Origin of the sequence: Oerskovia sp. NPDC056781, from assembly GCF_042789955.1 — a bacterium.
Classification (GTDB): domain Bacteria; phylum Actinomycetota; class Actinomycetes; order Actinomycetales; family Cellulomonadaceae; genus Oerskovia; species Oerskovia rustica.
This window is the reverse complement of the sequence record NZ_JBHUAD010000011.1, coordinates 1-12,097: the sequence shown is the minus strand read 5'-3', so window position 1 is coordinate 12,097 and position 12,097 is coordinate 1. Positions and strand designations below refer to the sequence as shown.

Below are 12,097 nucleotides of genomic sequence, written 5' to 3'. Positions count from 1 at the left end.
GCGAGGCGGCCGACGGGGGTCCAGGAACGTTCCGGACCCCCGTTCGCCGCATCTCGCGACGGCTCGCGACGGCCGTCGTCCGCCCTCCGCCGGGCCCGCGCCTCCTCGGCGGCGCGCCGGGCAGCATCCCGCGCGCAGGCCACACGTCGCGGCTAGGGTGGACGAGGACGGACAGATCGGACACAGCCCGTCGGCAGCCCCCGTGGCCCGACGAGTGCGAGGAGGCACACGTGGTGCAGCGTGGTGAGGTCCCGCTGGGCCGCCTCCCACGGCGCACCGTCGACGCGCCCGCCGACATCGCCCGGGCCGTCGAGCACGCACGCATCCTGCGCGGAGCGGGCGACCCCACGGGTGCGGCCCGCGTCCTCGACCGGGCGTTCGACGCCGAGGGCGTGCGGACCCGCACCGTCTCCGAACGCCTGCGCTTCCGGGCCCTCGTCCTGCGGGCGGACCTCGCGCTCCAGCTGCACGACGACGTCGCGGCCGCCCGGTTCCTCGCCGGCGCCGAGTCGCTGCCCCTGCTCGCGGACGCCCTCGCAGCGCTCGACGACGACCTGCACCTCGCCGAGGAGCTGCGCGAGCGCCTCGACGCCGACTGATCCCGCCGCGACCCTCTGCCCCGGGTCGCCGGAGCCGACCCGGTCACCGCGACGAGCACGGGCGGTGCCCGACCACCCGCCGTCAGGGTTGCGTCAACGCCCGCCCGGCCCCCGTCAAGAACCCGTCAACGCCGCCCTTCGACGCCCCGCCCACGCCGTAGACCTGAGGTGTGCGCAGGAGCTGCGCACCGGCACCGCGCCTCCCGCACCGACCACGAGCAGCCGCTCGCGATCGAAGGAGCCGCCCGCCGCACGACGTTCGAAGGCAGAGCTCAGATGGCCGACCTGGCCTACATCCTGCTGACCGTGGTGTTCTTCACCGCCGTCGGCCTCGTGGCACGCCGCCACGGCTCCTCCGGGGGGTCCTCGTCATGACGGTCCTCGACTGGGTCGGGCTCGGCGCCGTCGTGGTGCTCCTCGGCTACCTGTTCGTCGCCCTGCTCCGCAGCGACAAGGTCCGGTGAGCGCGGCCGTGCTGACCCAGACCACCGTGACGGCCCAGGCCGCCGTCCTGACCCAGACGGCGACGCAGTCGGCGACACAGACGCCCAGCGTGTGGCTCGCCGTCGGGCAGGTCGCCCTGCTGCTCCTCGCGCTCGCCGCAGTGCACGCCCCGCTCGGCGCCTACATGGCGCGCGTCTTCACCTCGCCCCAGCACCTGCGGGTCGAACGGGCCGGGTACCGGATCATGCGCGTCGACCCCGACGCCGAGCAGAGGTGGAGCACCTACCTGCTCTCGCTCCTCGGCTTCTCGACGGCCTCGCTCCTGGTCATGTACGGGCTCGCGCGCCTCCAGGCGCACCTGCCGATGAACCTCGGGTTCTCGGCGTTCGACCCCGCCGGCGCCTGGAACACCGCGGTCTCGTTCGTGGCCAACACCAACTGGCAGTGGTACTCGGGCGAGGCCGCCGCAGGACACCTGCTCCAGATGGCCGGGCTCGCGGTGCAGAACTTCGTGTCCGCGGCCGTCGGCATCTCGGTCGCGGTCGCCCTGATCCGCGGCTTCATGCGCTCGGGCACCGACGGGCGCGTCGGGAACTTCTGGTCCGACCTGACCCGCACGTGCGTGCGCATCCTGCTGCCCATGGCGTTCGTCGGGGCGCTCGTCCTGCTCGCCACGGGCGTCATCCAGAACTTCGACGCGCACACCGCGATCGACACGGTCGCGGGCGGCACGCAGCACGTGCTCGGCGGCCCCGTCGCCTCGCAGGAGGTCATCAAGGAGCTCGGCACCAACGGCGGCGGGTTCTTCAACGCCAACTCGGCGCACCCCCTCGAGAACCCCAGCCCGTTCTCCAACCTGTTCGAGATCTTCCTGATCCTCGTCATCCCCTTCACGCTGCCTCGCACGTTCGGCCTCATGGTCGGTGACAAGCGCCAGGGCTGGGCCGTCCTCGGGGCCATGGGCGCGCTGTGGTTCGTCGCGGTCGCGCTCATCACGTGGGCCGAGATGACCGGGCCCGGTGCCGCCCCGCTCGCCGCGGGCGGCGCCATGGAGGGCAAGGAGACGCGCTTCGGCCTCGCCACGAGCGCCCTGTTCGCCGCGTCCACCACGGGCACCTCGACCGGGGCGGTCAACGCCATGCACGACTCCCTGACCGCGCCGGGCGGCGGCGTCACGATGTTCACCATGATGCTCGGCGAGATCGCGCCGGGCGGCGTGGGCTCGGGCCTGTACGGGATGCTCATGCTCGCGATCGTCGCGGTCTTCGTGTCCGGCCTCATGGTGGGGCGTACGCCCGAGTACCTGGGCAAGAAGATCGGCCGCCAGGAGATCACGCTCGTCGCGCTCTACATCCTCACCGTCCCGTTCCTCGTGCTGGTCGGCACGGCCCTCGCGATCGCGCTGCCCGCCGGGCAGGCCGGCATCCAGGAGGCGGGCCCGCACGGGCTCTCCGAGGTCCTGTACGCGTTCACGTCCGCGGCCAACAACAACGGCTCGGCGTTCGGCGGCCTCACGTCCGGCACGCCCTTCTACAACACGGCCCTCGGCATCGCGATGCTCGCCGGCCGCTTCATCCCCATCGCCCTCGTCCTGGCTCTCGCCGGACGCTTCGCCTCCCAGAAGACGGTCCCCGCCACCGCGGGCACCCTCCCGACGCACCAGCCGCTCTTCGTGGGTGTCCTGGGAACCGTCGCCCTGGTCGTCGTCGGGCTCACCTTCGTCCCCGTGCTGTCGCTCGGTCCCATCGTGGAGTCGCTCTCATGAACTCTTCCTCTCGTTCTCTTCCTGCGGGGCGCATCGCCCCCGACGGGGCGGCGGGTCTACCCGAGGACCTCGTTCCTCGGTCCTCCGCCCGGCCCGCCACGACCCACCGCCCCGTCGGGGGCGATGCTCCTGCTGGTGCGTCCGACGCGGTCCTGCTTCCTGTCGCCGGGGGCTCGGCCGGTGCTGCCGGTGACGGTGCGGCTGACGCTGCCGGTGCGGGTGGCCCTGCTGGTGGTCCTGGTGCAGGCGGTGCTGCCGGCCGCAAGACCGGGGCTGCGCGTGGGGCGTCGCTCTCGTGGCCGCAGGTCCGGGCCGCGCTGCCCGGGGCGTTCCGCAAGCTCGACCCGCGTGAGCTGTACACGTCGCCCGTCCTGTTCGTCGTCGAGCTCGGGGCTGTGGCCACGACGCTGCTGGCCGCGTTCGAGCCCAGCGTGTTCGCGTGGGCCATCGCGGTGTGGCTGTGGGCGACCGTGCTGTTCGCGACGCTCGCCGAGTCGATCGCGGAGAGTCGCGGCAAGGCGCAGGCGTCGAGCCTGCGCGCGACCCAGCAGCAGACGACCGCGCGGCGCGTCATCGACAAGGCGACCGTGCCGTCGCCCGGTTCGGGTCTCGCGGCCCTCCCGACGGCGGAGGTCCCCTCCTCGACGCTGGGCGTCGGGGACGTGGTGGTCGTCCGGGCGGGCGAGATCATCCCCGGTGACGGCGACGTGATCGAGGGCGTCGCGTCGGTCGACGAGTCCGCGATCACGGGCGAGTCCGCCCCCGTGATCCGGGAGTCCGGCGGTGACCGGTCGGCGGTCACGGGCGGGACCGTCGTCCTGTCCGACACGATCGTCGTGCGGATCACGGCCCCCGCGGGCCACACGTTCGTCGACCGGATGATCGCGCTCGTCGAGGGGTCGGAGCGCCAGCGCACGCCCAACGAGATCGCGCTCAACATCCTGCTGACCTCGCTCACGATCATCTTCCTGCTGGCCGTCGTGACGCTCCAGCCGTTCGCGGTGTACTCGGGCTCCAAGCAGTCGATGATCGTCCTCATCTCGCTGCTCGTGTGCCTCATCCCCACGACCATCGGCGCGCTGCTGTCGGCGATCGGCATCGCGGGCATGGACCGGCTCGTCCAGCGCAACGTGCTCGCGATGTCGGGCCGCGCGGTCGAGGCCGCGGGCGACGTCGACGTCCTGCTGCTCGACAAGACCGGCACCATCACGTACGGCAACCGGCAGGCGGCAGATCTCCTGACGATCGGTGATGTCACGACGGCGCAGCTCGCCGAGGCTGCACGCCTGTCCTCGCTCGCGGACGAGACGCCCGAGGGCAAGAGCATCGTGGTGCTCGTGCGTGAGCGGTACGGCCTGGGGGCCCCGGAGTCCGGCCCGGCCCCGGCGGCGGAGGAACCCGACCACGCGGCGCGCGTGACGCCGTCGGGCAGCGCCAGCACGAGGGGCGACGCGAACGACCTCACCGGCGCCGAGATGGTGCCCTTCACCGCGCAGACGCGCATGAGCGGGATCGACCTGCCGCTGTCCGACGGGCGCGTTCGCCGCATCCGCAAGGGTGCCGGCAGCGCGGTCCAGCGTTGGGTGCACTCGACCGGGGCGTCGACGAGCAGCGGGCCCGGCGGCGATGCGGCCGAACAGCTCGCGGCGCACGTCGACGCCGTGAGCTCGTCGGGCGGCACGCCGCTCGTCGTGGCCGAGCAGGTCGGCGAGGGACCCGCGCGCGTGCTGGGCGTCGTCCACCTCAAGGACGTCGTCAAGGCGGGCATGCGCGAACGGTTCGACGAGCTGCGTGCCATGGGCATCCGCACCGTCATGGTCACGGGCGACAACGCCGTGACCGCGCGGGCCATCGCCGCCGAGGCGGGCGTCGACGACGTCCTGGCCGAGGCGACGCCCGAGGACAAGCTCGCGCTCATCCGGCGCGAGCAGGCCGGCGGGCGGCTCGTCGCCATGGCAGGCGACGGCACCAACGACGCCCCCGCCCTGGCGCAGGCCGACGTGGGTGTCGCGATGAACACCGGGACCACCGCCGCCAAGGAGGCGGGCAACATGGTGGACCTCGACTCCGACCCGACCAAGCTCATCGAGATCGTCGAGATCGGCAAGCAGCTCCTCATCACGCGCGGGGCCCTGACGACGTTCTCGATCGCGAACGACATCGCGAAGTACTTCGCGATCCTGCCCGCGATGTTCATGGTCGTGTTCCCGCAGCTCGCGGTGCTCAACGTCATGCGCCTGTCGAGCCCCGAGTCGGCCATCCTGTCGGCCGTCGTGTTCAACGCGCTCATCATCCTGGTGCTCATCCCGCTCTCGCTGAAGGGCGTGCGGTACCGACCGTCGTCGGCCTCGGCGATGCTGCGGCGCAACCTCCTGGTCTACGGCGTGGGCGGCCTCGTGGCCCCGTTCGTCGGGATCAAGCTCATCGACCTCGTGATCTCCCTCATCCCCGGGATTGGCTGACATGCCTGGAACTCTCTCGACCCCTGCGGGCGTCCCCGGACGCCCCGCCCCCCTCGCGCGCCCCTCGGCGTCGGCCGGTGCCGCCTCGCTGTTCCGCCAGACGCTCGCGGGCCTGCGCGTCCTGCTCGTCCTGACGCTGCTCCTGGGCGTGGCGTACCCGCTCGCGGTGTGGGGCGTCGGGCAGGTCGCCCTGCCATGGCAGGCGAACGGCTCGCTCGTGCGCAGCGACGGCACGCACGCCACGTCGATCACCGACACCGGGGCGGACGGGGCCCCCGTCGTGGGGTCCGCGCTGATCGGTCAGGACTTCGCCGCAGCCGACGGCGCCGAGGCCTGGTTCCACGGCCGCCCCTCGGCCGCAGGCGACGGCTACGACACGCTCGCGTCCGCGGGCACCAACCTCGGGCCGCTCAACCCCGAGCTCGTCGCCTCGATCGAGGAGCGCCGGGCGGCGCTCGCGGACCTCAACGGCGTCGATCCGGCGTCGTTGCCCGCCGACGCGCTCACGGCCTCGGCGTCGGGCCTCGACCCGCAGATCAGCCCCGCGTACGCGGCCCTGCAGGTAGCCCGCGTCGCCGAGGCCAGGGGCCTCGACGAGGCCGTCGTGGCCGACCTCGTCGCGCAGCACACCGCGGGGCGCGACCTCGGCGTGCTGGGTGAACCGCGGGTCGACGTGCTCGAGCTCAACCTCGCGCTCGAGAACTCGGAGAAGATGAACCCATGACGACACGCACGACGCCCCGCGCCGTCGACCGGACGGCACGGGTGCCCCGTGCCTGAGACGCGCGACGGCCACGAGGCCGCAGGGTCCGGGAGCCCCCAGGAGGGGCGCCCGGACCCGGGCGCGTCCGGCACCTCCCGGCCCGACGGCGTCGCTCGCCGCCCCGGGCTCCTCACCGTGTACCTCGGGGCGGCACCGGGCGTCGGCAAGACGTACGCGATGCTCGGCGAGGCCCACCGGCGGCGAGCCCGCGGCACCGACGTGGTCGTGGGACTCGTCGAGACCCACGGGCGGTCCGCCACGATCACGCAGATCGGGGACCTCGAGGTGGTGCCGCGCCGCGTCGTGAGCCACCGCGACGTCGAGCTGACCGAGCTCGACGTCGACGCCGTGATCGCCCGCGCGCCCCAGGTGGTCCTGGTCGACGAGCTCGCGCACACCAACGCGCCCGGATCGCGGCACCGCAAGCGCTGGCAGGACGTGCAGGACCTCCTGGCCGCGGGCATCGACGTCGTGACCACGGTCAACGTGCAGCACCTGGAGTCGCTCACGGGCGACGTCGAGGCCATCACGGGCGTGCGACAGCGCGAGACCGTTCCCGACCAGGTCGTGCGCGACGCCGACCAGATCCAGCTCGTCGACCTCTCGCCCCAGGCGCTGCGCCGCCGGCTCGCGCACGGCAACGTGTACCGGGCCGAGCAGATCGACGCCTCGCTGTCGTCGTACTTCCGCACGGGCAACCTCACGGCCCTGCGCGAGCTCGCGCTCCTGTGGCTCGCCGACCGCGTCGACGACGCCCTGACCCGCTACCGGGCCGACCACGCGATCGTCGGCACGTGGCCCGCACGCGAGCGAGTCGTCGTCGCCGTCACGGGTGGGCCCGAGGGTGAGACGCTGCTGCGACGCGGCGCCCGCATCGCCCAGCGCGCGTCGGGCTCCGAGCTCGTCGCTGTGCACGTCCTGGCCACCGACGGGCTGCCCAGCGCCCCGCCCGCAGCCATCGCCGCGTCGCGCGAGCTCGTCGAGTCGCTCGGCGGGACGTTCCACACGGTCGTGGGGGAGGACGTCGCGTCGGCCGTCGTCGACTTCGCGCAGGGCGTCAACGCGACCATGATCGTCGTGGGCGTCTCGCGGCACTCCCGCTGGCGCGAGGCGTTGCTGGGGTCGTCGAGCACCGAGATCGCGCGCCTCGCCGGGACGATCGACGTCCACCTCGTGACGCACGAGAAGGCCCGCACGGGCAGGCTCCTGCGGGGACGCTGGTCGGCGCTGTCCCGGCGACGACGGGCCGCCGGGTGGGCCCTGGCCTTCGTCGTCCCCGCTGTGCTGACCGGGATCTTCTGGCTGCTGCGCGAGGACGTGTCGCTCTCGACCGAGCTCATGCTGTTCCTCGCGGGCTCGGTGGGCGTCGCGCTCGTGGGCGGGCTCTGGCCCGCCGTCGCCGCGGCCGTCGTGTCCTTCCTGTGCCTCAACTGGTTCTTCACGCCGCCGACCGGCTTCCTCACCGTCCAGGACCCCGAGAACCTCCTGGCGCTCCTGGTGTTCGTGCTCGTCGCGGCCGCCGTCGCGTCGGTCGTGGACCTCGCGGCGCGGCGGACCGTGCAGGCGTACCGGGCGCGGGCCGAGGCCTCGACCCTCGCCGCGCTCTCGCGGTCGGTGCTCTCGGGCGAGGACACCGCGCAGGCCATCGTCACGCGGCTGGCCGAGACGTTCGGCCTGTCGCGGGTCGAGCTCGAGTCGCGCGCGGGGGAGAGGGGCGCGTGGCGGACGGTCGCGACCACGGGCCGCGCGGAGGGTGACCCGCTGCCCGCCGTGGGTGACGGGATCTCCGCCGAGGGCGACCGGACGCCCGCCGACGGCGACGAGCGCTCCCGGGCGAGCTCCGCCGTCGGGCACCGTGACGACCCCGGGCGCACCGAGCTGCGCGTCGACGACCACCACCGCCTGTCCCTGTGGGGCCGGGCCCTTCCCGCGAGCGACCGGCAGGTCCTCGAAGCCTTCGCCGCGCAGGCCGGGCTCGTCCTGGAGTACCGGCGGCTGCGCGAGCAGGCCGCCCAGGCCGCCGTCCTCGAGGAGGCCGACGCGACCCGTACCGCGCTCCTCGCTGCCGTCTCGCACGACCTGCGCACCCCGCTCGCCTCGATCCGTACGGCGGTCGACGGGCTGGCCTCCCCGGACGTCGACCTCGACGCCGAGGACACCGAGGCCCTGACGCGGACCATCCAGGACTCGACAGGAAGGCTCGAGAAGCTGATCGACAACCTGCTGGACCTCTCGCGGCTCCAGACGGGCAGCGTGCGTCCCGTCCTGCGCGCGGCGTCGGTCGACGAGATCGTGCCGCTCGCGGTCGAGCCCTACGGACCGGGTGTCGTGCGTCTCGACGTACCCGACGACCTGCCGCTCGTGCGCACGGACCCCGGGCTGCTCGAGCGCGCGGTCGCGAACCTCACCTCGAACGCCGTGCGGCACAGCCCACCCGGCGAGCCCGTGCGGATCACCGCGTCGGCCGGCCCGCGCGAGATCGAGCTGCGCATCGTCGACACGGGTCGTGGCCTGTCCGACGAGTCCAAGGTCCGCATGTTCGAGCCCTTCCAGCGCCTTGGCGACACGACCGGCGAGGGCCTGGGACTGGGGCTCGCCGTCGCCGACGGGCTCGCCCGGGCCGTGGGCGCGACCATCACGCCCGAGGACACGCCGGGCGGCGGACTGACCATGGTGGTCACGGTGCCGCGCGACGCACGGGAGGATGACGCCGTGAGCACTGACGGCGGTGGCATGACGGGCATGACAGGCACGGCAGACATGCCGGACGACGAGAAGGGCGAGGTGCTCGGATGAGCGTCGACGGCAACAGGGTGCTGGTCGTCGACGACGACGCGGGCCTCGTGCGGGCCCTCGCGATCAACCTGCGCGCGCACGGCTGGGACGTGACCGTGGCCATGACGGGCGCGGAGGCCCTCGACGCAGCGGCGAGCGCCCGCCCCGACGTGATCCTCCTCGACCTGGGCCTGCCGGACCTCTCGGGATTCGAGGTCATCGCGGGCGTCCGGGGGTGGAGCGCCGTGCCCATCGTGGTGCTCTCGGCCAGACAGCTCGGCGACGACAAGGTCGACGCGCTCGACGCGGGCGCGGACGACTACGTGACGAAGCCGTTCGCGATGAACGAGCTGCTCGCGCGGCTGCGGGCCGCGGTGCGCCGCGCCCAGCCGGCCGAGGCGTCCGAGCCGGTCGTGGAGGCGGGCGACCTGCGGATCGACCTGGCCCGGCGCCGCGTGCTGCGCGCCGGGCAGGAGGTGCGCCTCAGCCCGACCGAGTGGTCGCTGCTCGAGGTGCTGGTGCGTCACCGTGGGCGCATGGTCGGGCGCCTCCAGCTCCTGCACGACGTGTGGGGGCCCGCGTACTCGGCCGAGACCAACTACCTGCGCGTCTACACCGCGCAGCTGCGGCGCAAGCTCGAGGACGACCCCGCGAACCCGCGCCACATCATCACCCAGCCGGGCATGGGCTACCTCTTCGAGGTCTGACCCCGCCGCCGTACCCTGTCGCACGGCCCCGCTGCCCGGCACGATCCGGGCGAGCGGGAACCACCGCCGCGCGCCGACCGTTGAGCGTTCGACCCGACGAAGGAGACCCGTCATGCTGTGCCCTCTCGACCAGACCGTGCTCGTGATGTCCGACCGCAAGGGCGTGGAGATCGACTACTGCCCCACGTGCCGCGGAGTGTGGCTCGACCGGGGTGAGCTCGACAAGATCATCGACCGCAGCCTCGAGGCCGAGATCGCCGCCGAGGCGGGTGGCCCTGCCGCTGCGGCCGCGCCGCACGGTGCGCCCCGTGCCGCGACCCCGCCGCCCGTGCAGTACCCGCCGACGCAGCAGCTCCCGGTCCCGCCGCAGGCGCCCTACGGCTACGCGGACGACCGCCGTCGCGACGACTACCGGGGTGACGACCGTCGCCGTGACGAGTATCGCGGGGACGACCGCTACCGCGGCTCCGACCAGTACCGCAGCGACGACCCGCGCTACCGCAAGCGCAAGAAGAAGGAGTCCTGGCTCGAGGACCTGTTCGACTTCTGAGCCGCCGCGGCGTCGGCCCCCCCCGGCGGGGCCGGCGCCGTCGTCGTCCCAGCCGTGAGCACCCGCGCCGCCCGCCCTCACCCCGCTCCTGATCGGAAAGACCCATGCCCGTCCTGGACTCGTTCTCGCTCGCCGGCCGCACGGCGCTGATCACCGGGGGGAGCCGGGGCATCGGCCGCGGCCTCGCCCAGGCCCTGGGGGAGGCGGGCGCGCGCGTCGCGCTGACCGCCACCACGGTCGACGCCGCACGGTCCGCGGCAGACGAGCTGCGTGCGCTGGGTCTCGACGCGCACGGCTACGAGCTCGACGTGACGGACCGCGAGCAGGTGGACGACGTCGTCGCGCAGGTCGGGCGCGAGGGCGGAGGGGTCGACGTGCTCGTCAACAACGCGGGGATCTCGATCGGGGGCGCGGCCCTGGAGATCGAGGACGACGTGTGGCACCGCACGCTCGCGACGAACCTCGACGGCGTCTGGTACTGCTCGCGGGCCGTGGCACGCCAGATGGTCGGGGACGGGCGCGGCGGGACGATCGTCAACGTCGGGTCGATGTCCGCGCAGATCGTGAACCGCCCACGCTGGCAGCCTGCCTACCTCGCGTCGAAGGCCGCGGTGCACCAGCTCACCAAGGGGCTCGCCGCGGAGTGGGCGCCGCACAGGATCCGGGTCAACGCGATCGCGCCGGGCTACGTCCTCACGGAGGCGTCGCCCGTGGACCAGCCCGAGTACTACGACGACTGCGTGGCGCCCGCGGCCATGAAGCGGTGGGGGACGCCGGCCGAGCTCGGGCCGGTCGTGGTCATGCTCGCGAGCGAGGCGTCGAGCTTCATGACGGGGGCCGTCGTGACGGTCGACGGCGGGTACACGCTGTTCTGACCGCTGGGCGTGTCAGGTCGTGCGTGACCCTGAGGACTCGCTGGCTCTGACGCCGCCCGGGTGGGGGCGTCGCCCTGGGCGACACCTAGACTCGTCCCTCGTGCGCCAGGTGCTGAAGCAGTGGGTCGACCCGTTCATCGTGGCTCTCGTCGCGACCATGGTCCTGGGACTCGTGGTCCCGGTGCCGGCCGACGTCCAGCGTGTCGTCGACACGGTCGCCGACGTCGCGGTCGCCGTCCTGTTCCTGGTCTACGGCATGCGCCTGTCGACGAGCGAGGTCTGGTCCGGCCTGAGGAACGTCCGCCTCCAGGGCGGGATCCTCGCCTCGACCTACGTGGTCTTCCCGCTCGTGGGGCTCGCGGTCTCGTGGGCCGTGACACCGGTGGTCGCGGCGCCGCTCGCGGCGGGCATGCTCTTCCTGTCGCTCCTGCCCTCGACCGTCCAGTCGTCGGTCGCGTTCACGTCGGTCGCGCGCGGGAACATCGCGGGCGCGATCTGCGGGGCCACGGTCTCGAACGTCGTGGGCATGGTCGTGACGCCGCTGCTGGTCCTGTGGTTCATGTCGTCGAGCGGCGCGACCGGCGGACTGAGCGGTCTGCGCGACGTCCTGCTGCACCTGCTCGCCCCGTTCGTCGTGGGCCAGCTCCTGCAGCCGTTCGTGGGCCGGTGGGTCCGGGCGCGGCGCTGGCTCACGCTGTCGGTGGACCGCGGCACGATCCTGATCGTGGTCTTCGGCGCGGTCGCCGCCGCGACGAGCGCGGGCGTGTGGGCCGGGATATCGGGGTGGACGATCCTCGCGCTGGTCGGGATCAGCGCGGTGATCCTCGCGGTCATGCTCGCGGTGACCTGGTGGGGCGGGGCGGGTCTGCGGCTCGACGTCGAGGACCGCATCGCACTGCTCATGTGCGGTTCGAAGAAGAGCCTGGCGACGGGGCTACCCATGGCTGCCGTGCTCTTCCCGGTCGCGGTCGCGGGAACGATCGCCGTCCCGGTCATCGTGTTCCACCAGCTCCAGCTCATCGTGTGCGCGGTACTGGCGCGCCGGCTGGCGCTGCGCGACGAGGCATGATCGCGGGGCCCTGTCCGGCCCGTACGCCGAGTGTGCAGTTCGGGCTCTGCGATTTCGGGTGATCCCCGGCGGCGTTGCCGCTGGTGGC

Annotated in this window: 10 protein-coding genes; all 10 read left to right on the top strand. The window is 73.3% G+C overall.

What is annotated here, in order from left to right:
• Positions 1-230: 230 nt before the first annotated feature.
• The 10 genes from ACFRCR_RS02020 (at position 231) to ACFRCR_RS01975 (ending at position 12,009) form a co-directional block, all read left to right on the top strand.
• Positions 231-599 (top strand): hypothetical protein, encoded by a 369-nt coding sequence (locus tag ACFRCR_RS02020; RefSeq protein WP_138825193.1) that lies wholly within the window; start codon positions 231-233, stop codon positions 597-599.
• 371 nt (positions 600-970) lie between these two features.
• Positions 971-1,063, top strand: a complete 93-nt coding sequence (locus ACFRCR_RS02015; RefSeq protein WP_139107727.1) for a potassium-transporting ATPase subunit F — start codon at positions 971-973, stop codon at positions 1,061-1,063.
• An 89-nt stretch (positions 1,064-1,152) separates the two neighbouring features.
• Positions 1,153-2,808: a potassium-transporting ATPase subunit KdpA gene (kdpA, locus tag ACFRCR_RS02010; RefSeq protein WP_377675122.1), complete on the top strand. Its 1,656-nt coding sequence runs from the start codon at positions 1,153-1,155 to the stop codon at positions 2,806-2,808.
• Complete coding sequence (gene kdpB / locus ACFRCR_RS02005) at positions 2,805-5,270, top strand: potassium-transporting ATPase subunit KdpB (RefSeq protein ID WP_377675073.1); 2,466 nt, start codon at positions 2,805-2,807, stop codon at positions 5,268-5,270. The genes kdpA and kdpB overlap by 4 nt, the downstream gene beginning before the upstream one ends.
• Before the next feature lies 1 nt (position 5,271).
• Positions 5,272-5,994 carry a potassium-transporting ATPase subunit KdpC gene (kdpC, locus tag ACFRCR_RS02000; protein WP_377675071.1) on the top strand — a complete coding sequence of 241 codons (723 nt, stop codon included), beginning with the start codon at positions 5,272-5,274 and terminating at the stop codon, positions 5,992-5,994.
• Between the two features lie 174 nt (positions 5,995-6,168).
• Positions 6,169-8,829 carry a DUF4118 domain-containing protein gene (locus tag ACFRCR_RS01995; protein ID WP_377675120.1) on the top strand — a complete coding sequence of 887 codons (2,661 nt, stop codon included), beginning with the start codon at positions 6,169-6,171 and terminating at the stop codon, positions 8,827-8,829.
• Positions 8,826-9,515, top strand: coding sequence for a response regulator (locus ACFRCR_RS01990; protein WP_138825187.1), 690 nt, complete (start codon positions 8,826-8,828; stop codon positions 9,513-9,515). Before ACFRCR_RS01995 ends, ACFRCR_RS01990 begins: the two co-directional genes overlap by 4 nt.
• Before the next feature lie 112 nt (positions 9,516-9,627).
• Positions 9,628-10,065, top strand: a complete 438-nt coding sequence (locus ACFRCR_RS01985; protein ID WP_191796382.1) for a zf-TFIIB domain-containing protein — start codon at positions 9,628-9,630, stop codon at positions 10,063-10,065.
• A 104-nt stretch (positions 10,066-10,169) separates the two neighbouring features.
• Entirely contained in the window at positions 10,170-10,940 is a 771-nt protein-coding gene (locus tag ACFRCR_RS01980) for an SDR family NAD(P)-dependent oxidoreductase (protein WP_377675069.1), read from the top strand.
• 100 nt (positions 10,941-11,040) lie between these two features.
• Complete coding sequence (locus ACFRCR_RS01975) at positions 11,041-12,009, top strand: bile acid:sodium symporter family protein (RefSeq protein WP_377675067.1); 969 nt, start codon at positions 11,041-11,043, stop codon at positions 12,007-12,009.
• Positions 12,010-12,097: the final 88 nt, after the last annotated feature.